Origin of the sequence: Erythrobacter sp. SG61-1L (assembly GCF_001305965.1) — a bacterium.
Classification (GTDB): Bacteria; Pseudomonadota; Alphaproteobacteria; order Sphingomonadales; family Sphingomonadaceae; genus Andeanibacterium.
The window spans coordinates 3053683-3075716 of record NZ_JXQC01000003.1; the positions used below are offsets into that span (position 1 = coordinate 3053683).

Annotated in this window: 11 protein-coding genes and 1 pseudogene; 7 read left to right on the forward strand and 5 right to left on the reverse strand. The window is 59.9% G+C overall.

The features are described from left to right. Position 1 precedes the first annotated feature (1 nt). Genes SZ64_RS14940 through SZ64_RS14950 form a run of 3 tightly spaced genes read right to left on the reverse strand, consistent with a single transcriptional unit; the run spans position 2 to position 7689 of the window. Entirely contained in the window at positions 2-1852 is a 1851-nt protein-coding gene (locus tag SZ64_RS14940) for a DUF1998 domain-containing protein (protein ID WP_082384615.1), read from the reverse strand. Between the two features lie 2 nt (positions 1853-1854). Further along, entirely contained in the window at positions 1855-4980 is a 3126-nt protein-coding gene (locus SZ64_RS14945; RefSeq protein WP_054531557.1) for a helicase-related protein, read from the reverse strand. A 15-nt stretch (positions 4981-4995) separates the two neighbouring features. Further along, entirely contained in the window at positions 4996-7689 is a 2694-nt protein-coding gene (locus SZ64_RS14950) for an ATP-dependent helicase (protein WP_054531558.1), read from the reverse strand. Between the two features lie 143 nt (positions 7690-7832). Here SZ64_RS14950 and SZ64_RS14955 point away from each other — a divergent pair, with 143 nt between their 5' ends. The 4 genes from SZ64_RS14955 to SZ64_RS14970 all read left to right on the forward strand — a co-directional run bounded on the left by SZ64_RS14955 (position 7833) and on the right by SZ64_RS14970 (position 15671). Continuing rightward, the gene (locus SZ64_RS14955) at positions 7833-10844 is read left to right on the forward strand and encodes a hypothetical protein (protein ID WP_054531559.1); all 3012 of its coding nucleotides are present in this window, start codon (positions 7833-7835) and stop codon (positions 10842-10844) included. A 3-nt stretch (positions 10845-10847) separates the two neighbouring features. After that, positions 10848-13751, forward strand: a complete 2904-nt coding sequence (locus SZ64_RS14960) for an SNF2-related protein (RefSeq protein ID WP_054531560.1) — start codon at positions 10848-10850, stop codon at positions 13749-13751. 182 nt (positions 13752-13933) lie between these two features. Further along, entirely contained in the window at positions 13934-15166 is a 1233-nt protein-coding gene (gene dcm, locus SZ64_RS14965; protein ID WP_054531561.1) for a DNA (cytosine-5-)-methyltransferase, read from the forward strand. Positions 15167-15194: 28 nt separating this feature from the next. After that, complete coding sequence (locus SZ64_RS14970; protein WP_241773050.1) at positions 15195-15671, forward strand: very short patch repair endonuclease; 477 nt, start codon at positions 15195-15197, stop codon at positions 15669-15671. On the opposite strand, the gene SZ64_RS14975 is transcribed toward SZ64_RS14970, so the two are convergent. Together SZ64_RS14975 and SZ64_RS18970 are read right to left on the reverse strand one after the other, a co-directional pair. Next, entirely contained in the window at positions 15641-16984 is a 1344-nt protein-coding gene (locus SZ64_RS14975; protein ID WP_054531563.1) for an MvaI/BcnI family restriction endonuclease, read from the reverse strand. The genes SZ64_RS14970 and SZ64_RS14975 overlap by 31 nt on opposite strands. Positions 16985-17638: 654 nt before the next feature. After that, a pseudogene (locus tag SZ64_RS18970) lies at positions 17639-17728 on the reverse strand (integrase core domain-containing protein); the annotation flags it as partial. Between the two features lie 541 nt (positions 17729-18269). Between SZ64_RS18970 and SZ64_RS14990 the strand changes: the two are divergent. The 3 genes from SZ64_RS14990 (at position 18270) to SZ64_RS15000 (ending at position 21601) form a co-directional block, all read left to right on the forward strand. Then, positions 18270-19121, forward strand: a complete 852-nt coding sequence (locus tag SZ64_RS14990) for an NUDIX domain-containing protein (RefSeq protein WP_162225122.1) — start codon at positions 18270-18272, stop codon at positions 19119-19121. A 373-nt stretch (positions 19122-19494) separates the two neighbouring features. Continuing rightward, complete coding sequence (locus SZ64_RS14995) at positions 19495-20403, forward strand: site-specific integrase (RefSeq protein ID WP_054530753.1); 909 nt, start codon at positions 19495-19497, stop codon at positions 20401-20403. 4 nt (positions 20404-20407) lie between these two features. Further along, complete coding sequence (locus SZ64_RS15000; RefSeq protein WP_054531567.1) at positions 20408-21601, forward strand: IS91 family transposase; 1194 nt, start codon at positions 20408-20410, stop codon at positions 21599-21601. Positions 21602-22034: the final 433 nt, after the last annotated feature.

Consider the following 22034-nt stretch of genomic DNA (forward strand, 5'->3'; position numbering starts at 1 on the left):
CTCAGACCTCTTCCACTGCAAGCAGCTGATGGAAAAAGCCGACGGCAGGATCGCCGGGCAGGCCCACGATCATCGCCCGGTCAAGAAACCGGTTGAAATGCTCGCAAGCGGTTTCCGGCGCGAGAACGCAGGAGTGGCACGCAGCAAGATTTCCTGATTCTGACCAGGAATTCAGACCGTTCATGCAAAGTGGATCAGAGGAGCACCATTCAACTGACCGGACCGCATCCTGGACAAGTGGTATGAAGCGTTCCGGCTTGCCTTGTCGCTCCAGCCCGCCAAGCGTTCCGTCTGCATCGGCTGCTGACGTGTAGATAAGGAGCCCGCACATGCCTGGATCCTCATCCGAAGCGTAGATTCTCTCCCTGATCGAGGATGTGGAATACCCGCAGTCGAGCGCAAGCTGTCGCATCAGCACATGGGACAATGTATGCACCAGAATCAGGCGTGGAGTGACGGGAAACGGCGGGTCGCCGTCGTTACCGCGCTCCTTCCAGGCCTCTTTCCAACTGTGGTCAACTCTTGCTGCCCGTTCCTGGACGGCTGGCTGGAGCTCCCATTGCCCTACCTTTTCTTCGTCGAGCGCGATGAATATCCCTTCGCCGCGAACTTCGGCTGCCGGTAGCCACTTTTTCGGTGCGGCGCTGAGCGGCGAGCAAATGCCGGAGCCGAATTCCCCGCTCGGAGGATAGATCCGGGTAAAGCCATACAAGGCCCTGACCTCGCGTAGTCGGACAACGCGTACCAGATTCGACAGCAATCCTGAGAGAGCAGGTGGAACGGGTTCCGGTCTGATGCAAAACTCGCTTTTCGGATCACGGGTTGCCTCACCAAGCGTGAGTTGCTGATATTCTTCTCCCCGGATGTCCTGGCGTTCAGGTGCATTGATAAGGGCCAGGCGCTGCCTGACCTTTTGCTGCATTTCCTCAAGCGTCATTTGCTGACCATCCCACTGTGGCCAGACTACGAGGCGCACGATCAAATCGGCATCTTCCATGGAAGCAGCGGTTTGCAGTGCAGCCCAGTGCTGACCAAGAGCGGTCTGGAATTCGTCTGTCCATGGCGGGATGTCGATGGCTGAGTCAGTAGCAGGGAAATAGAGGTTGGAAGCGCCGCGCTGGACTGCCTGGGGCGGGCCAGCATGGCTGCATGCTTCATTTGGTCCCGGCAGCCACGGGCGCCTGCCCGAACAACGGATGTTCATCCGCTGCATCATCGCGGAGGAAAAAGCCTGCTCCATAGACCGCCCCGCAGAACAGCCTGTGCAGTTGACCCACAGTCCTTTCAGGCCAGCGCCGCGTGTCACGAGCCTGAGGGGTTTTCGCCGGTCGCAACCTTCCTTGTGCCCCACCCAATGGTGCCACGGAAATTCATCAAGATGGCCGTCCGGACATGCAAGCACGAAGCGAACAGGAATGACATGAACCCGTCGTCCGGCTTCGCTCCTTCGCGAGCAGGGTGAGCAATAGAGAGCCGGGTCCCCGGGGTCCTCGGCCCAGTTCCTCGAACGCTGGAGCAGACCGCAAACGGGGCATTGAAGCCAGTCCGGAAAGCGAATTCCGTTCAGCTGCCTAATCCGCTTTTCCCGGTTCTGCCCGCTTCCCCTGTATTCATATCCGACTGGCGGAAGCCGGAAGCCGTCCACCCGCAGTTTCTTCTGGAGACGGGGTTCGCTGATGCATTGATCGTTCATTAGGCCAGCTGTCCAGGACGCGTTGTCCCATTCATCGAGACCTGCAGTTACGATCGATACCGGAGCTCCACCCTTCTTGCCGGCACGAAAGTCAACAATGGCTCCCGGGCCATACGTCGAGATCACCTGACTGCGACGGATCTTGCCAAGTCTTGCCATGTTCAATCCTGCAACCCGTTTGAAAGCCCGAACTCAACTGAAGCCTCAACGCTCCTGAGGCTGTTCGGCGTTGGCCAGGACGGTGTTTTCCAGCCGGAGGCGGCCGCGATCTCCGCAGCTTTCTCCGCCGACATCAGAAGACTCTCGTCCAGCCTGTTGTCATCCCAGTACCGCGCAAGCGGTACCCGCCGCGCCCAGTCATCGAGCATCTTCTCCAGTTCGGCACGGGCAGCCGCAGCTTCGTCGGGATCGATACGTTCGGCTCGGGCTACAATATCACCGACGAGCTTTTCGAGTTCCTCGCGGTAATCTTCGGGATCGCCCGGCGAATTTTTGAGGCCTGCGACAAGGTGGCGTGCCAGTGCCACGAGTGGAGCATGGAGCGCTCTGTCCCTTGCCCGGGGGGCGAAGGGAGTGACGCTCGTTGCCTCGACATCGCGGTAAAGTGTCTGGTGCCATGTCCGGAAGGTTTCGTAATGGCTGCGGTCGCGCGCCTTGTTCGCATTGAAGATAGTCACAACAAGCCCGGGCACTGCACCACGACCAACCCGGCTTGTTGCCTGAATATATTCTGCAATTCCCTTGGGCTGGCCATTGACCACCATGAGGCCCAGCCGCTCGACATCGATGCCCACCGAAATCATGTTCGACGCTAGGACAACGTCAACGGCGTCCGGATCTCCTGCCTTCCTCTCCAGCCTGGCGAGGATCGACGGAATGTCAGAAGAGTCCACGCGGCTTGTGAGTTCGGTCACGTCCACGGTGTCCCTGATGCTTTCGCCATTCCTGCGCCCGGCGTACTGACCCGCGGTCTTGATGACGTCGTCCTGCATCAGAACCAGTGCACCACCAAGCTCGCGAAGCGAATTGAAGTAGGTGACAAGGGTCCAGTAACGATCCCGGTCTGCTTCGTCGATTTCGTGTCCGGCTGCAGACTGGAGCAGCGATGCGTTCACCGCCTGAAGGGTGAACTTTGCCGACCGTCCTGCCGTCGTGATGCCCACATAGAGGCGGCTTGGGCGGACCTCAGGATCGGCAGCGACAGCGAACCCGGAATCCCGATGGTCCAGACCAGCGGGAGGAAACTGGAAAGTGTCACGGTCGAAAAGCGCACGGATCTGGCTGTCCGCCCTGCGGATCGTCGCGGTTGAGCCGATGATCTTGGGCCTGATCCCGTTGCGCGAACAGAGCTTGTCGATTGCCACTTCATAGAGCCCGGCCATTGTGCCGAGCGGTCCGGAAATGAGGTGAAGCTCATCCTGAATAACGAGTTCCGGTGCTGCGAAATCTGTCTCCAGGCCGAACAGTCGGGCCGTCTCGGGTTTTCTTACGATCTGCGCAAACTTGTCGCCCGTCCCGATAAGCAGCGAGGGCAGCTCACGGTAGACGTCTTCATCGACTGTCCAGACTGGCAGATGACCGGCCATTCGGGAAAGGGAGCATCCGCTGGTGCAGATGGCGTGGATCTCGTCGAGGTCCGCCGGCTTTTCCCACTTGAGTGGGGAACGGCAGCACGGACATTTCGTCAATTGCGCGGGAGTACTTGCACTTTTCTGCCGCAGGGCATCGGCTGCAGCGGCTACAGTGTTCGGCGTGGAATCACCGCCCACCCAGAGGCCAAGCGAAATGGGGCGGGACGATGCAAGGACAGTCGGCACACCGGTGCCTTCACCGCCTGACCTGATCAGTTCACAGGCGCAAATCATTGCGGCAGCGCGCTCGTATTGCTGTATCGTGAGCAGGCGCAAGGTATAGCGCATGAGGACGGCAACTCCGCCGCCGCCATCTCCCCTGTTCCTGAGGCGTCGCCAGAATACCAGAAAAGCGGTGAGAAGCAGGTAGGCTTCAGTCTTGCCGCCGCCGGTAGGAAACCACAGCAAGTCCATCGTGCCACGGTCATCGGCCTCGCCTTCAACGCTCGAACGAACGGCGAGCAGGAAGAAGGCGAGCTGAAACGGGCGCCAGACCAGATCTGCTGATCCCGACCAGCTGCGCTGCAGGAGCATCGCACGATTTGCCAAACGGAACGCCATGCGTGCGTCGGCATCCGTGGCGAGCAAGGCGATACCGCCCCTGATGCGGGCGAGTGCAACCCGGCAGGTTTCAAGATGAAGGCATGCCTGTTCCTGCAAATTTCCGGGTAGACCCGGAACCCGTTCATTCTGCCGGGCAATCCAGGTTTCATAAGCGGCTGCGACACGTTCGAGGCCGCCAGTTAGACTGCCGTCTTCTGCCTCACACAACCAACGGGCAGAAAATGGTGAACTCTGAGGGACAGAACCGAGCGCCCGAAATGCATCGTCGCCTTCCGCACTCGTCGCATCGACAAATGCCGCAGGGAGCCAGCTTGTCCGGACTGATGCAACCTTACCATCGTGCATTGCCCAGGTAGCAGACGACAGATGTCCTACCGCGTAAGAGTGAGCGTCCCGGTAAATGAGCGCAGCCGAGCGCGAGTCTGAATCGGTTCCACTGACGACATCCGGTCGCGCCACCAGGAATGTGCCGGGGCATGGCGTAATCCTGAGATCGGTCTGGAAGTATGAGTGTTCCTCGAGCTCCCGTCGCGAAGCATTCGGTGGAAGGACATTTTCATTGGAAAGGACAGCAGTCACAAGGTGGTTTTCACCCCAGCGTACGGTGCGGACGTGCAGACGCAGGCCGGGAAGACCGAACGAGGACAGATCGACAGGCTCCATGTAGCCGTATTCGAGGATAAGTTCCCTGACCCAGACTACATGACCGGTCCTGTTCCAGCGGAGAGGTGTGCGCTTTCCGCCTTCTGGTGCGGGTTCTCCGCCAGAAGCGAGGTAGGTTCCGCAACGGATCCTTACATCAACTGCCGGAACCTCACCTTCTCCGGTACCGACCGCGAAGGAAATGCCGCAGGTCGACGGACGCATTGAGTTTGCCATCGAGACAGATTCGTTTCCGGATCCAGCTTCGACAAATGGACCTTCTTCGTCAGCATCCTCGTCTTCTTCGCCCCCTGGAGCCTGCCTTGGCGGAAAGAGAATCCCTGTAAGATAAACGTCCCCCGGCCTGTCATCGATCACTTCCGATACACCTCGCGGACCGACAATATCTCTGGAAAGCCGCCTGGTGATCGTGCTTCGGACGTGTTTCATGATCAGTTTCCGGATTCAGGCTTTAGGGGAAAAATGGACCAGAGGCGTCCCGGTCACGACCGGGGCCAGCCCGATGCGCGGCTGGCCGTCGGTCTCGGACGATGAGGCCATAGTGGTAACGCCAAGGAGCCAGATACCGCCGAAGACGGCTGGTGGCGGACTGCGAGTCCCGCAGACGTGCTCGCCGATGGACCAGAGGTCGTTGCCAAACTGCCTGGAAAGCCAGCCAACTGTACCACCTCTTCCCCCGGGCTCGTCCAGTTCAAGCCGGCATCGGTCTCCGTCACGGACTGCCCGTAAGGGCCTGGGGCGGAGTGCATGGCGCCACAGCCGTTCCCGGGCTTCCGCGAGAAGCGGCTCGCCACCCCAGGCAGCAGGATCATTCTGGAATTCGATATCGATATCTCCGGGAATGCCCGTCTGGACCAGCGCATCCGGTCGTCCATGACGCGTGAACGGGCGCCATCGTCGGCCGCGGCTCCCCTGAAGCGGGCGAAGAATGGACGTGCTTGAACCAATCTTCAGCTTCCTGCGTGCCCGCGACGCTCCCACAAACAGAATTCTCGCTTCCTCCATCCAGTTGGTGTCCGGACGTTCTGGCCACCTCGGGAGCATGAGATGTACCGTATCCGCCTCGCGGCCCTTAGCTGCGTGGATTGTGGAGAGAAGCGGTCCTGTCCTGTATCCGAGGTCGGTTCTGACAATTTCAGTCGGAGGATTCGGCGACGAAACCAGCTTGGCCAACCGGTGAAGATCGACGCCGGCCCCATTCGATGGAGCATGCCGCCTGAAAATGCTCCACGCCTCCTCGAAAGGCACCGGCGGTGGGGGGGAGAGTTGCCCGAATAAGTCTGCCACCTGTCGGGCATCAACAACCTCGCCCTCGATTCCTCCCAGCACAGCGCCAATCCATGGTTCAACGATGCCTGCTCCACCAGCGAGCCGAACGCGGAACCGGCGGCCTTCGCGCAACATCGAGTTTGTTGCCGCAAGTACTTCTGCCCTCGATCGGAAGAGCATGAATGTCCGGCCGTCCGCCGGGTTTGTCTCCTGGTTCGAGGCGGCCGGCACCTTGCCGGATGCCGAGTCCTCTATCAGTTCACGAACTGTTCGATACACTTCTGATGGTTCCTGGGAAGGCGCACCCAGCACCGGGCGTGCAGCCGCAATCATCTTTTTCAGTGAGGCAGATTGCGTGCGGTAGTCATTACGGAGATGTACGGTTCTAAAGCCTGACCTTGGCTCACCGAGTTCTTCAGCGAAAGCTCGGGAATCGGCGTTCGTGAATCCGTAGATCGCCTGCGCCGAGTCAAGGAACACAGTTACACCGCACTGGTGCGCCAGTGTACGAATCAGGGCGATCACAAGCTTCTTCCGGTCGCCGGTCAGATCCTGCGCTTCATCGACTGTAAGGTGCTCGATCCGGCTGAGGAAGCTGACAATATCCCTTTCACCCTTCTCGATGCAGCTGACAACGAAGCGAACGGCCTCGTCATGGCCTGAAATACTGTCGGGGCGGTCTTCGGCCGCCAGTAGCAGGCGCCAGACGAAGGCATCGAGTGTCAATATTGTGATGTCGGATGCAAAATCGGGTTCGTCCAGAAGACTTCCGATCCGTTCCCGGATTTCGGTAACTGCAGCCCTCGTAAAACTCAGAAGTACTATTCGCGTGGGCGCCACGCCATCGTTGACCAGCTGGCTGACACGTCGGCAGGCGGTCCAAGTCTTCCCGCTGCCTGGAGCTGCCTCGACAAGAAGCCGCGCAGAGACAGGCGCAAGTATGACCCTGTCCTGATCGGGGTCAGCGCCCCCATCTGCCTGCACGTCATCGAGGCCGAGCCAGCCGAGCAGGAATTCTTGGGCCGCAGCAGGGACGTCCCAGCGCCTGAACGTATCGTCCTCGGGAATCGCAAGAATGCCGAGCGCCCGCAGGATCTGGTCAGGAATTGCGAGATGTTCAGGCCACTCCGAAAAGGCGACAATTCCTCGCATGCCGAGATAGAGCCAGCCGGCCTGACCCGGGTGATCGAGGAGGCAAGTTGCAGCAGTTCCCTCTTCACGGGGAAGCCCGAGTGCCCAGTTGCCCTGACCGTCAGTCATCAGGCACAGGTCGCTGCCGGATAAGGAGGCGACCCTCTCCCACTTTCCCGGCAACTGCTCAGAATTTTGGCGCGTAGCGACATCTCGCAATCTCAGCGCAACTCCACGCAAGTCAGGCGTGTCGGCCGGGTCAAGTTCCGGAAAGCTTTCGGCGATCTTGGGATATCCCAGGTAATCTACGAGTGGTATTGAGCCGGCCTCTGCCGGCACCCTTCTGCAAAGCGGGACGGACTTCTCCGCCTGATCCGCCTGACCGATCCCTGTCGCACCGATCAACGCATCGCTGTCATTGTCGACGCTGATACGCGTACCGGCCGAACTGAAAATCAGCGATCCGCTCGACGTATCGAGAGCATTGATATCTCCGGTGGCCAGAAGAACCTTGATGACACGTTCAACCCTGCCGTGGCTGAGCTCCCGGGAATAACCGGCGCCTGTGCACAGCTGAGTCGAGCGTTCGATCAGTTCATCCCGCGGGATTGCACCGCACAGGGCGACCGTATCCCGGATCCAGTCTGCGATTGCTGACCGCGCCGGACCGCCAGCACTTTCCGCCGGAAGCTTCAGGGCGAGGGCTAAATCTTCCTTTCCGACGACTTCAAGTGCCAATTGTCTGTCCCCGGACCAACTCCCGCATGCTGTCTTGCATTGATCGGGCCCCTCGTCCAGACTTGTATTCACGAACTAGCTGTATAGTCTGCTTAATTTACAGTATTGTAGCCGATTTGGACGGCTTGGGGTTCATGAGTGGAATGGACTACGTATCGCTCCTGAGAAACTGGCACTCCAAGCTTGAGGACGTATTTACAAACCTTGGAAATGCGCGTGCAGGTTTTCCCGTCTTTGCGCTTGAACATGGTCTGGATCGCAACGAGCTGGCGACCTTGTTTGATCACGTGGGTAGTGAAATACGGCGAGCCGGTATTGACGGCAGATGGAACTGCTATTCTCTCCCGGCGATCGTCGCAGCGACAGAAGTGGGCTACGAATACCGCGGAACCGGCACCGACTACTGGCCGCTCCTCGAGGAACGGCTGGGAGCTGGCATTTCCAGTTCCGGACGGGAAACGCTAGGTGACCTCTTCAGGAACGCTCATCGGCGACTGGGGTTGAAGAAGCCGGTTGACAGCGCATGGACCCGGACATTTCGGCACATTGCGTGGCCCATCGCGAATGCTGTTGCTCCTCGCGAGATCCAGCGTCCCCTTGCCGCGGCCTTGCGACAGGTTGTCAGGTTTGCGCCAGCGGGCCGTCGGGACTCGGATTTCGCAGAGGACCTTCGGTACATTGCCCGCGGCTCTGCTTCCAGCCGCTTCCGGGAGTGGGCAGAAGACCAGGAGATTACCCGGACCCTGATCCATCACCTACTGGAACTTCCCGATCCGGACAGTCGATTGGCAGCGGCAACCGTCGCGCGTCTTGTCGGGGATCTGGAGGCGGATGCAGAGGCGCGAAGTTCGGTCCGCAGCGCCATATCAATTCACCGCCAGCGGCGCAGGGCAACCCGCACAGTAAGCGGGCCTCATGGAATCGCAACATTTGCCCTTCGTCCGGAGGATGAGGGAGCATACGCACTGTTTCTGCGTTTCCCGACAATTCAGCAGCCATTTCGCAATCAGATCGAAACCGCTCTTGCCAATCACCCCGGGGGACTCTTCCTCTGGGGCTGCGTTGGTCCCGTTTCAGCTGACCTTGTCCTCTCTGGCCTTTATGTCCGCATCGAGAGCAAAGCATTCGCTGATGCCCTGATCGAAGGGCATGCGTTTCTTGGAATCTCGGGGGATGATGAACCTGATCCTCTGACTGATCTGTCGCCAAATCAGGCACTTCCGATGGTCTTTCGCAGGGTGCCGTCGGGTAATACTCTCGCCCAGATAGACGAAACCCGCATTTTGCCGGATGACCGGCTCGTTATCCTGACAGACCGAACGCCCCCGCTAGGCGACGGGCTCGTCGAGAAAGCGCCTGTCTGCGGATTTTCCTGCATTGAGGTCGATCTCCGCGCAAATGCTGCGAGGTCCTTTGCCGAGAGGCTCGGTATCCGGGTTCCGGGACGGCCGGTCGCAGAGTTTGTTGGCGGAGTTTTTTTGGCAGAGGGCTGGCGGGGGCCAATCTATGCGGCGGGCTTTCCACTGATTCTGAAACCCGCCGGAGCCGGGGAATCGACCGTGTCGGTCAGTGTGAGCAAGGAAGACCCCGTTCAGGTCGGCCCGGGCGAAGCCGTGCTGCTCGACCTGATGGAGGGCGAGCATGCGATCCGACTCGTTGCAGGGTCACAAACGTCTGACGCATTGATAACCATTCTTGACGCCGAGCCTTTACCGGCAGCCTTTGACGCCAGACCAGAACCAGCCGAACCGACCCTCGATGACCTGCTCGCCGGTCGGCTGGTGGTGAGAATTTTTGCCCCCGAGAGCGTTGTTGGCGTATCGGCTACCCTGTCCCTTTTGGCTGATGGGTATGTACTCGCCCATTCTCATGCCGTGATTCCGGATTTGCCGTGTGTTCTGCATGGCGCACACCACCTTATTTCGGCACTGGCCGAACAGGTATCCGGGCTAGACCTGCCACGAGACAGGCAGTTCCGGTTGCAGCTGAAGCTGGGTCAATATTGGTCGAGGAGCTGGGTGGCCGGCTGGTCTCCCCGAAGCTGTGAATGGCTTGCAGACGACGGAACTTGGCGGGCATTTGCAGATGACGCTCCTCTTCAGATCTTTCCTGTCCCGTTCGAACATCCCTTGGCGAATCCAGATTCTTGCGAGGAATTCGAATCAGGGAAAGGGTTTAGTCTCCTGGTTCCCTTCGCAGACGCGACCGAACTAACCGCTGACGGTCGTATAGTTGGTCCCTCCAGACTTGATCTGGCCCAGATCCACTGCGACATTCCTTTCGCACTCCCGCGATTTGTTCAGGCAAACCAGGAAGGGGTGGGACTGGCACGCCTGCTCGACCGCTACGTCGGTTGGACCGTGGCAATGACGGACAATTCAATAACAGCAGCGGCAGGAAGAATTGCCGCCTCAGGGATCGAGACGGCTTTGGTGCGCATGCTCTGTGGAGAGCGATGGAGTCGCGAGGAGGCGCGAACGGAATTCCTTCCCGGAAGCCGCTTTCGAGGGCTTGCCCGGACCGCCTGGGACAAGGGTCTTGCGAAAGGAGATGACCTCCCTGCCCTCAGGAACGAACAGATTCCGGGACTTATCAATCTGCTTGCTGACGAAATCGAGTCTTGCTGGAAGACGGAATGGAACCGTCCCGGGGACATTGTGTCCGATGACTTCGCCGAGCACATGGATACGGCAGTCATCAATGCATATGAAGCATTCGGAGCAGGCTTGCCTGAATCAGAACGAGAGCAATTCGAGGACGTTGATACCTGGAGGGAGCCCGAGGCCTGGTTAAGGGCTCTCGAGAAGGTGCAGGAAATGCAGGTCGGCACCAGTCTTGCCCGGATGATCCTGCCCGCGCGACGTGCCTCCCGGCTCCAGGCGGCGGACTATTACAGATTCGCTCCGGATGAAGTCGTCCGATTGCTCGACGAGTGCCACGCAGACCTGCAGAGCCGAAACACGCCGCGATGGCTTTCGCGCGAACATCTGCAACTCGCCTTTTGGCTCTGGACCGCTCCAGCCCAGGTTGTGTCAACAAAGGGTTGGAGGCAGGCGCTTGTACGGCTGGTAGACGACCGCCCGACATCGCGGGCTGTCCGTTACGCCGCATTGCGTTTCCGGGCCTCGCGCGGCGTCAATGTGGCCGGCCAGTAGACGATGCTTGACGATCCGTATCTTTGTCTGACGATCGGCATTCAGGCGCTGCGCCGAAAGGCGGAGGCGCTTGGACCAGCCATGGGTGGTGCTCTCGGCGTAGCTGCCGAACCCTATCCGCATCAGCTGGCGACCGTGCGACGCATCCTTTCGGATACTTCCATTCGGCACCTTGTCAGCGACGAAGTTGGGCTGGGAAAGACTGTTCAGGCCCTGATGATCCTGAATGCCTTGCGCTACCAGAACCCGGACCACAAGGCCGTGGTAGTCGTTCCTGATCGCCTTGTCCGACAATGGCTCGATGAGTGTTGGACCAGGGCGCATATCGAGGCAACGGTCTTTGGCGAAGGCACTGATGACAGGGATACGGTTGTCAGGATTGTCAGGCCCCAGAGCATTCAGTCAGGACAGTTCAATCTCGATCCGGCTGCCTTCGACCTGCTGATAGTAGACGAGCCCCAGCTTTTGCCAGTGGCGGCGATGCGTGCGATCGAGACTCGGGCACCGGATTTCCGCCAAGTGCTGATCCTGTCAGCAACTCCCGGCCTTACTGATCCGCAGCGGCGCAGGCAGATGATGACCATACTCGAGTCAGAACGGGCCAGGATTGCTGCAAACCGGTTCGTTGACCTTGATGTCTACCTCGATGAAATGGAGAAGAGCACCCTCGACGACATTGATGGCGGAGAGGTCACAGATCGGGAGACAGCATGGCGTACGTACAGCCGGGAGCGACGCATCATCCGTTCGACACGGAGTGACTGGAGCAGGTATCTTCCGGAACGACGTTACGAAAGGGTCGAGACCGACCCCCTCGCGGGCGAAGTCGCCCGTGTCGATCTCGGCATGAAATGGCTGCGAGAGGCTGATGAAGATGGCGCGTTTGTCTGGCGAGCAGCCCAAGCCCTGCACCGCGGGACTGAATCGGCGCGTGGTCAGCGGCGGTTGCGTTCCAATCCGGATCTTGAGGAGGCGGTCCGCCGGTCCTCCGAAACGCCTGGCGACAGCCGGTTCGATGCGCTGCTCGACATCCTTGCCGGGATCTGGACCGAGCATCCTGGCGAGCAGGTGATCATCGTTGCCGGCGACAATCCGACCATCGATTATCTTGAGACACGTCTGCGACGGTATTTCTCTGAAGGAGATGATGATTTCCCTGTCGCAACGTTGCGCCGTGCAAGCGAGCGCACCGAGGGCGAGGCGGCCGACATCGAGGCCGTGCATCGTCAGCTCTCCGAATTTTCTGAAGGGCACGCCCGGGTGCTTTTGATCGGTGAATGGGTGCAAGCCGGTCTCAATCTTCATTACTTCGCCCGTAATATTGTTTTCTACAGTTCGCCTTGGGATATCGATGTCATCGATCAGTTGACGGGGCGTCTTGACCGGCTTCGGCCCAATGGTCTGGCCAGGGGCGATGCGGGTCGGCATTCCGGAAGCATCCGGATCTGGTCAATCGTGCAGCCTGCCACGCCAGAGGCGCAAGTCGTAGCTGCGCTTGAAACTCTTGGCGTTTACCAGAAACCTCTCCCTCCACTGCGCCCTGAAACCGAATCCGAGATCAGTGGTGCACTGGCTGCAATTGCGTTCAGAGGGGACGCCGATGCCCGAAACCGGCTTGCCGGTCTTTCAGAGAGCTGGGCCAGTACCGGTTCGATGTCACTGATGAGTCACTTCAGCCCGTTCAGCCCTGCTCGAGCACAAGCCTGTTACGACTGGTTGCAGGAGACGCCGTTGCCCGAACCTGTCCTGAGGATCTCGGACGATGCGACCTTCACTGCGCGAAGTGAGCAGGGCCTCAGGGGATTCTTGGACCTTCTCCACAGGGCCAACGTGTTCGACATCAGCATGAGACGGGAGAAGGAAGGCGAGGGCTTCAGATTTTCGACCCTCTGGTATGGCGAAGACAGAAATGACCCTGCCATTCCCATCTCGGTGATACCGAAGGGTGGCTGGATGGCGGGGCACATTCCGTTCCTCTGGCGACGCAGGCACCTTGCAAGGCCGCCCCGGAATACCGTGCATTATGATGAGGGCGACTTGGGCGGCAGACTTCTGCGCTTTCTCGATCATGGTGAAGTCGTGCACGAGGAAATCGTCCAGGGAGGGGTCGATCTGGCCCGACGTATATGCAACCGCTGTCAGGATGAATGTCTTACGGTCCAGTTTGACCCCGCACATCCTGTGACGGAAGTGATGCGGGGCAAGCAGGTCTTCCTGCGTGCCGGATTGTTTGATCCAGTGTCGTTGCTCCCGGACCCAGACGTGAATGAGCTGGAGGAACATTTTGCGTCAGCTCCAACCGAAGCCCAGCAGCGTGAAGCTGACGAGGATCGGCTTCTCGTTCGCGAGTGGTGGCTGGCCGATGCGAGATGGCTGAATGTAATTGTTCCCGCACAATTGCTCGCGGTGGGTTTAATGAAGGGTGCCGACGGCTGGAGCATCCTTGAACGGGAGATTGTCCTTCACCTTCTCAATCCGCTTGGAGGGTCAGAACAGCCGCTTCCAAGATCTCGCGGCAGAATAACCGTTGTCAGCAAGGAACTTCGCAAAGTCCTCGATGACCATGCCCGGCAGCATTTGCATAACCAGGCCTCTGCATCGATCGAGAAGATCTTGGGGGATTGTCGAAGTGAACTTGCTGCACGTCGGTCCCAACTGAAGGCCGAACTGGACGATCTGGTCGAATCGAGACAGGCGCACTTTGAAAGGGTCAAATCAGCCGATGTGGAGATCGACGTGCGACGCGCGGGCATGCTCGCTGGTCTCGAACGGCGGGTCGAGAACGCGAGGCTTGCGGCCCGAAGTCGACTGGCCTGGCTTCAGGAACTGGAAACGCAGCTGACTCAGCCAGATGTTGAATCACTGCCCGGTCTCATGATTCAGGTATCTTCGACTGATGCAAATTAGCCCACGCGGCGTGGGTCTCCGCGGGATTTCATGGCTTCTCCAAAGACCTCTGCACGTCACTGTGGAAACCACCTCCGCACTGGATCAAAACAAGAACAAATCACTTGCTCGTTGGGAATCTCTATGTCATTCCGTCACGAATTGACCCGGTTATCCTGCCGGGGCGTGACGGGGAATTCGGCATGAGCAACGACAGCTTCGGTATCTTTTTCAGACAATCCGGACTGTCGCTCGATGAGGCCGAGCTTGTCCTTGGCATTTCGCCCCGCCAGATTCGCCGTTATGTGGCGGGCGAGGCTGCCGCCCCGAAGCTCGTGCAGGAAAAGGTTCAGGAACTCGCCGCCAAACGATTGGCCTCGAAGCCTCCGGCACGTTTCCGCTTCATCGACCTGTTCGCTGGCATCGGTGGCCTGCGTCTCGGCTTCGAGGCGATCGGCGGGCGCTGCGTCTTCACCAGCGAGTGGGACCGCTGGTCGAACGAGACGTATCGGAAGAACTTCCCCGACGGCGCCGATCATGTGATGGCGGGAGATATCCGCCCCTATGGTGCAGATCCGTCGAAGATCCCTGAATTCGACGTCCTTCTGGCGGGATTCCCCTGCCAGCCGTTCTCGCTGGCCGGCGTTTCGAAGAAGAATTCGCTCGGCCGCGCGCACGGCTTTGCCGACGAGAAGCAGGGCAACCTGTTCTTCGAGATCGAGAGCATCATCCGGCATCATCGGCCAGCTGCGTTCTTGCTCGAAAACGTCAAGCACCTGCAGCGCCACGACAAGGGACGGACCTTCGAGGTCATCCGCCGCACGCTCGAGGATGATCTGGGTTATGCGATTGACTGGCGGATCGTGAGTTCCGAGCCGTGGGTCCCGCAGAAGCGCGAGCGCATCTTCATCGCAGGCTTCCGCAAGGACGTTGGGTTCAGCTTCGACGGCTTCGACAGCATGATCCCGCCCGAAGAAGATTGGCCCACGCTGCAGTCCGTTCTGCAGTCGCATAACGAGGTGGACGCCAAGTACACGCTGACCCCGAAGCTTTGGCAGTACCTGCAGGACTATCGCGTCAAGCACGAGAAGGCAGGCAATGGCTTCGGCTACAGCATGTTCGGTCCGGGCGATGTCACCCGCACCCTGTCGGCGCGCTATCACAAGGATGGATCCGAAATCCTGATCGCTCAGAAAGGAACACGCCCGCGGCGCCTGACACCTACAGAGTGTGCAAGGCTGATGGGCTTCGAGTACGGTGACCGCAAGTGGCATATTCCGGTGTCGGACACCCAAGGTTACCGCCAGTTCGGTAATGCTGTGGTCGTGCCGGTCGTCGAGGCGATCGCACGCTACATGGAGCCGTCGATCATGAAGATGCTCGGTCAGGGACAGCCGGTCCAAGATCGGGAAGAGCAGCTGCAGGTCGTTGGCTGACGTCGTTACGCCCGAGGTCCGCAGCCGGATGATGGCGGGCATCGGACCCAAGGATACCAAGCCGGAACTTGCGATACGGCGCGCCCTCCATGCGCGCGGGCTCCGCTTCCGGCTGGGCAGCAATTACCGCCGGAAGGGTAAGCTGCTCGTCGGCAAGCCCGATCTCGTCTTCCCCGCTCGCAAGGCCGTCATATTCGTGCATGGCTGCTTCTGGCACGGCCATGACTGCGCTCTGTTCAAGTGGCCTGCAAGAGGCGAGAACACGGACGAGGAAGCCAAATGGCGCAAGAAGCTCACAGCCAACATCCTGCGCGATCGCAAGACCCTGAACCGGCTGTTCGAGACTGGATGGCGGGTTCTCGAAGTCTGGGAGTGCACACTGAAGGGGAGGAACCGAAAGCCATTCGACGAGGTGATTACCCGGTGCTGCGCATTTCTTGAAGGCACTGAGCCATTCTCGTCGATCGGCGGCAGTCAGACGGTCACGGTCGACGTTTCAGCGTAGAGCACGGCCATCGCTTCGCGCAGCCGCCGCGCATTGATTCTCCATTGCGGCCGCACCTTCGACCGGTTGTCCGCGTAGATGGTATCCGCCGGGTCGTAGAATACGATGCCTTGGTCAATCGCTTGCAGAAGCCGCCAGACATCCGTGCCGCGCCCCTGAACCCAAGCCGATGCAAAGCGATATTCGGCGATGCCGGCCGCACCTTGGCGGCTTTCGAAGGTGATATAGAGCGCATTTGCGTGTTTGGCATTCCAGCAGTTTGCCAGTTTCTCCAGAGACCAGGCAGCGGCGACCTCTCCGGTTTCGTGATGCCGAAGTTCGACTGAAACTTCCGCCGCATCGCCAAAGGCATCCTCGCTCCGGTCATAACCTTGCACGATGAGTTCAAGGCCGGTCTTGGCATTGACCAGGCCAGACTTGTGCAGGCCGGTGAATCGCAGCGATCCGTCGTTCTTCACGGCCGGATGACCGTATCGCTCCATGAACTCCCGGAACGTGTGAGTCCCCTGAAACCCGAGATCCGGCGTCGGGGTCATCAGACTGATCCGGCCGCCAGAGAAGCTCTTGATTTCGAAGCCGTGCTTGTCGGGAGCCTTGTTCCCGTTAGCAGCCACGCCGAGCAAAGCCTCCAGGGTATAACCTCCGCCCTGTGCACCGGTGAATGGCACGATGTTGCCACCCCGGTTAATGCGCGAGGAGTGCCAACCGCTGTTCACAATGGCGGCGAGTTCATTGCGGAGGAGTTCACCCGGATCGGTGCCCGCCACACCATCGACGGGCAGTACCCGGAGTACCCCGCGCGCTCCGGCCAGCGGCAGATCAGGAAATCGGGCAACCAGTGGATCGTCGCGTTCGGTCAGGACCAGTCCCACGACTTTGCCATCGGACGCCGTGCCCATAACCAGGATCCGCTTGCCGAAGTCGGCGAGCATTCTCCGCCGCAGCGCTTCAGGCCCTTCTTCACATCCTGCCAGAAACCCCGACATGCGCACTTCCGGGTACTGGAAGTAGTCGATTATTCGGGTGTTGGGCGCGTCATAGCGGGCCCCGTTCCCGCCGAGCCAGGCAAAGTCTATCCGGGCCTCCAGCTTGGGCTTGCCAGCCGCTGACTTCCGCTTCGAAATACTCGCGCTTGCTGAGCGGCCCTCGATGGTTGCGGGGAACAGGTTGGTGACGCCGTCCAAACCGCCACCTAGGTAGATCTGGTTCTTCTCGTTGTCTTGCTTGATCGAGAGGGGCTTCACGTAAGCGGTGCGCACACCTTGTCCGCGCAACAGCGCCTGCAGCTGACCGATGGAGGCAATGCCGGGCATGGCGCATCGATATTACGCTGGATGACAGTTGAACAGCGTTTGCTGGGATTTAGCCAAGACCGCTGTCAAAGCCGCCATTCGCGAGGCATTGTTTCACCGTCAAAACCGGCCGTTCATTGATGCGGCAAATTGAGGTGCCTACTGGGCCGATTACGGACTGACGGTTTTCAGGTGATCGAGACACGATAGCTGTCGTTGCCCGCGGTAGCTCCATCTGGCAGATTCCGACCCAATCCTCGCCGTTCATGGACAATCGGCTGCCGCCCGTAAGCTGCCGATGCAACAGAATGGGCAACAGGGTTCGCGGACAAATTTTCGATCAGCCTTCGAGTGGCCGAGTCTAGGGCGTCTCCTGCCTGCCCGACTGAACAACTAAGAAGGGCGAAGCGCCTTGCCTCACGCTGAATGCCGACCCTTTTCCGCGACGTTGCCCGCTTCCTTTGTTCAAAGTTGTTCCCTTTCGACGAGGCAGTGCTAGGCTGTAGCCGTTGATGAGGGGGACAGGGCCTCGTACTGGCTTCGCCCCACCTCAGTCTCAACCAGCTGGCGAAGCAGGTCGGGCGCTGTCGCAAGCAGATGGCTAGACAAAGCGATCACCAGCGGACCTTTTGCCTTCACATAACAGTCAATATCATTCTGGGCGGGGCCCCCTAACAGCGTCTCATCGAGCGGTTCGTCGCGTATGCGGCTGCAGAAACTCTGAACGAAACCGTTTCGCATCGGCTTGCCAGGCGATCAGTAGTGTCCGCTGGGAAAAGGCCGCCCAAGTCGATTTGGGCGGCCTTTCGTTTTGGGTACGCGCGAGCTATTTAGTTACCCGATCTACGACAGCGCCCACGGCGCGTTCGACAGCGTCAATCAAGCCACCGATCGCGCGTTCCGCGGGGCTCTCCGTTCTTGGTTCGGCAAGGGTGCCGTCGTCCCGAATATCGCGCTCTCGACCTTGGTCGTCAGTCACGGTGCGGTTATGCGTCATTTGATTACTCCTATGGCTGCGTTCATGCCGGAGGTTGGTTGCCCTTTCCGACAACAGCCAAGTTACATAAGTGAAATGCATGGTCGTGCCGCAAGCGATGGCGCAAATTAGGAGCATTCGGCCTTGACAAATCGGAAACCCCCGCCGGTCTCAGCGAAAGGACAGCAGCATCGTTCAATCGAACGGCAGCGCTGCCAATCGGCGTTCCAGTCTTTCGCTGAGACACATAGTCGCAATCACGCGAGTGCCTACAAACAGATCGTAAATCTCTGGATGCAAAGTGTGCGTCGCGACCCACCCCGTAACTCATTGCTGGCATTCCGAAAATCCGACTTGTTCGCCCTGTATGAAAGCGACCTAACGCAATTCTGCAACGAGGTGGCGGATCTCTTTGGCGCTGGAAGTGCGAGAGACATAAAGCGTCTATTGCTTAACCCTGATACGGATTCGCTCTCCGGAGAGATATTTGATCTCCAACGACCCGACGGTCAGCAATTGAGCCTTTCGTTTCGCCCTCACCGGACGCTCCTAAGCGAGGAGATCAGCGCGGAGGCAGCAAGCTACAACAGGGTTTCTATTGAAGCTTATGAGTTGAAGGTCGGACACAGAGTCAGGCGTTGGGAGCAGCTGCGTGTGGGTTCGCATGGGGCGACGATTGCCGAGCCTGATTGTGGCATCGTGTGTGTCGCGGTTCATCTAAGTCGACGCGCGGTCCTTTTGGAAGAGCATGTTCGGCCCTTCCTGAAAGCTCCCTCGCTTGAATTTCCTCGAGGGTATTCGGAGAAGTCGGGCGACCCAGTGCAGGACTTTCTGCGAGAGCTGAAAGAAGAGACTGGCTGGTTGTGCCCCGAAAATGAAGTCAAAGTCATCGGTCGAGCAACGCCCGACAACGGCAAGCTGGTCGAACGAGTCACATATGCCCTTGCGATCGCTGATTTCGAGTTTGTAGGACGTGATAGGGACGAGACGGCGATCCTCGATAGTCACTGGCTGCCAGTAGAAAGTTTCTTCGGTCACACCTTAGGCCGCACTAGTCCCGACATTGTTCTGGATAACGGAAACCGGTATCGCATAGAGGATGCCTTCACGATCGTCGGTGCCGCATTGGCCTTCGCCCACGTCAAACTACACCTCCCAGCTGTACGGCTAGATGCACCATAGCTGCGGTGTGACAATTCATCTCACGTGGTCGGCTTACAATGCCGACCAGCTCCCGGTCATTTCGGGACCACAAGTTCCGGCAGTCGTCCGACGCCAATTCGTTGAAGAATACCGATCTACGTAAGGGGCGTTATCACCCTGGAGCGTAGGTTGGCGCCCACGCTCTTTGGCCACCAGCGCGCTGCTTGAGTCGGCCGAAAGCAGCGCTCATTCGCCCGATCAGAATGTCTGCAATGTCGGACGAGTACGAACCCGCTGGCGCGGGATTGGTGCGGGACCTGATGTTGTAAGAGCCGGGCTTACAACGCGCTTCGGTTGAGACTCGTGATGGAGAGGCAGACGCTTTCGGCTCCTTCAACCGAGGAGTCGATCGATGACCTGCACTACCATACCCACCCCTTCAACGCCGCTGCGTGACCGGATGATCGAGGACATGAAGCTGCATCGCCTGTGCCGGACGACGCAGCGTAACTATCTGCGCGATGTCTCGCGGTTTGCGACCTGGCTGGGCCGGCCACCGGATACGGCAAGCGATGAGGATTTGCGCCGCTACCAGATCGAGCAGTCGGAGATGGGGTTCGGCGCCCCGGCCATGAACACCGCGGTATCGGCGCTGCGGTTCTTCTACATCCGAACGCTTGATCGTCCTGACCTGACCCGCAAGCTCCACCGGGTGAAGCATCCTCGCGGGTTGCCGACCGTTCTCAGCCGGGACGAAGTGAGCAGGATGCTGAATGCCACGACGAGCATCAAGCACCAGGCGATCCTGTCCGTCGCGTATGGAGCCGGCCTGCGTGCAGGAGAAGTGTCCCGCCTCAGGGTCCGGGATATCGACAGCGAACGCATGTTACTCCGCGTCGAGTGCGGCAAAGGTGGCCGGCATCGCAATGCCATGCTCGCCCATGACTTGCTCGTGCTTCTGCGGGAATGGTGGAAGATCGGGCGCAAGGAGGGCGTCATGCATCCCGACGGGTGGCTGTTCCCCGGCCAGCATTACCTCAAACCCATCAGCACCCGGCAGGTGCACCGCATTGCTGCCGAAGCTGCCCATGCTGCTGGGATCACCAAGCGGGTTGGCCCGCATACATTGCGCCACAGCTTCGCCACCCACCTGCTCGAAGACGGTGTTGATGTTCGCATCATCCAGGTGCTGCTGGGGCATTCGCAGCTGCAGACCACGACCCTGTACACCCGGGTGGCAACGCGCACGGTGAAGGCCGTGGTCAGTCCGCTCGACCGCCTGGGCATGTTCCCGGACTCGCCAGAGACGCCGCCCGGCTGAGCCGGTGCGCACCTCGCTCGAGGTCGCCGACATCTTCCGCAGTTCCGGGCCAGCGTATCGCGCAGCCCATGCTGGGCATCTGAGCCTCGGCCAGCTCAAGGTCATGACGGCGATCGAGAACTGCCGCACCGCTGCACTGGGCGGCCACGTCGAGGCCTGCGACGACTGCGGGCACTGGCGGATCGCCTATAACTCGTGCCGCAACCGGCATTGTCCCAAGTGCCAGGGCGCCGCCGCGCGCACCTGGCTGGCGGCGCGCGAGGCGGACCTCTTGCCGGTGGGGTACTTCCACGTGGTGTTCACGCTGCCCGCCCAGATTGCGGACATCGCGTGGCAGAACAAGGCGGTGGTCTACGACCTGCTGTTCCGCACGGCTTCGGAGACGATGCTGACCATCGCCGCCGATCCCAAACACCTCGGGGCCCGGATCGGCATCACCGCTGTGCTGCACACCTGGGGATCGGCGCTCACTCACCATCCGCATGTGCACATGATCGTGCCCGGGGGCGTCGTCGCGCCCGGCTGCATGCGGTGGATATCCTCAAGCCCAGCCTTCCTGCTGCCGGTGCGTGTGCTGGGCGCCTTGTTCCGGCGCTTGTTCCTGAGCCGACTGCTGGCGCTGTTCGACGCTGGAAAGCTCGGGTTCTTCGGCTCCATGGCTCACCTTGCGACACGCAAGGCCTTCCTCCGCTACCTGTCCCCAGTGCGCAAGATGCGCTGGGTGGTCTATGCCAAGCCGCCCTTTGCCGGACCGCAGGCGGTGCTGGCATATCTCTCGCGTTACACCCACCGCGTCGCCATCTCGAACCGGCGCCTCCTGGCCTTCAACGAGGCAGGCGTCACCTTCCGCTACAAGGACTATCGTCGCGGCGGGGCCGAGCGCCAGCAGGTCATGACACTGGCCACGGACGAGTTCATCCGCCGCTTCCTGATCCACGTCCTGCCGCGCGGCTTCCACCGCATCCGGCACTATGGCCTGCTCTCCAGTTCGGCCCGCAAGGATCGCCTGGAACTCGCCCGCAGGCTGCTGGGTGTTGCCGCGCCCGTGGTTGAGCCGGACCCCGAGGACTCACCCGATCACAGACCGCCGTGTCCGTGTTGCGGCGGTCACATGACCATCATCGAGACCTTCGTCCGCTGGTGCCAGCCCCGCGCCCCACCGATATCCGACGCGCTCATCCGGGAGAATGTGCCATGATCCGGCATGGCCTGCCCAGCTCAACGGCCGCGCCTACCGCGTCCTGGCCAGCAAGCGGACTTGCGCCCTGGTTACGATCCGGGCTGTCAGCGGCCTACCGGTCGGCGAAACCAGGGCTCGTGAGTGACGTTATCGTGCTTGAGACCTGTGTGCTGACGACCACATCGAGCATGCCGGCACACTTGCCCCAGTCCATCCCAAAGCCCTTTTACCCATAGCGCAACGCATGGGTTCCGCGGGTCGTACCTGTCCGGGTTTAGTACGCCTGACGGCGCCCGAAACCCTTCGACGATCCGGAAAGGCAGGTTACGAAACTGAAATGGAGTTAGCGGACGTTCCTACCTGCGAGTGCGCGGGTCAGCTTGCGCCCGATGGCAGTCGTTCCGACCTAGGTTCGCTCGTCTCCGAAAGCGGCCATTCGTCGATTTCTATG

What these genes read in the sequence shown, in the direction of transcription:
- SZ64_RS14940 (WP_082384615.1), bottom strand. Translation starts at nt 1,852, where the DNA reads ATGGCAAGACTTGGCAAGATCCGTCGCAGTCAGGTGATCTCGACGTAT.
- SZ64_RS14960 (WP_054531560.1), top strand. Translation starts at nt 10,848, where the DNA reads ATGCTTGACGATCCGTATCTTTGTCTGACGATCGGCATTCAGGCGCTG.
- SZ64_RS14975 (WP_054531563.1), bottom strand. Translation starts at nt 16,984, where the DNA reads ATGCCCGGCATTGCCTCCATCGGTCAGCTGCAGGCGCTGTTGCGCGGA.
- SZ64_RS14970 (WP_241773050.1), top strand. Translation starts at nt 15,195, where the DNA reads ATGATGGCGGGCATCGGACCCAAGGATACCAAGCCGGAACTTGCGATA.
- SZ64_RS14995 (WP_054530753.1), top strand. Translation starts at nt 19,495, where the DNA reads ATGACCTGCACTACCATACCCACCCCTTCAACGCCGCTGCGTGACCGG.
- SZ64_RS14955 (WP_054531559.1), top strand. Translation starts at nt 7,833, where the DNA reads ATGGACTACGTATCGCTCCTGAGAAACTGGCACTCCAAGCTTGAGGAC.
- SZ64_RS14945 (WP_054531557.1), bottom strand. Translation starts at nt 4,980, where the DNA reads ATGAAACACGTCCGAAGCACGATCACCAGGCGGCTTTCCAGAGATATT.
- dcm (WP_054531561.1), top strand. Translation starts at nt 13,934, where the DNA reads ATGAGCAACGACAGCTTCGGTATCTTTTTCAGACAATCCGGACTGTCG.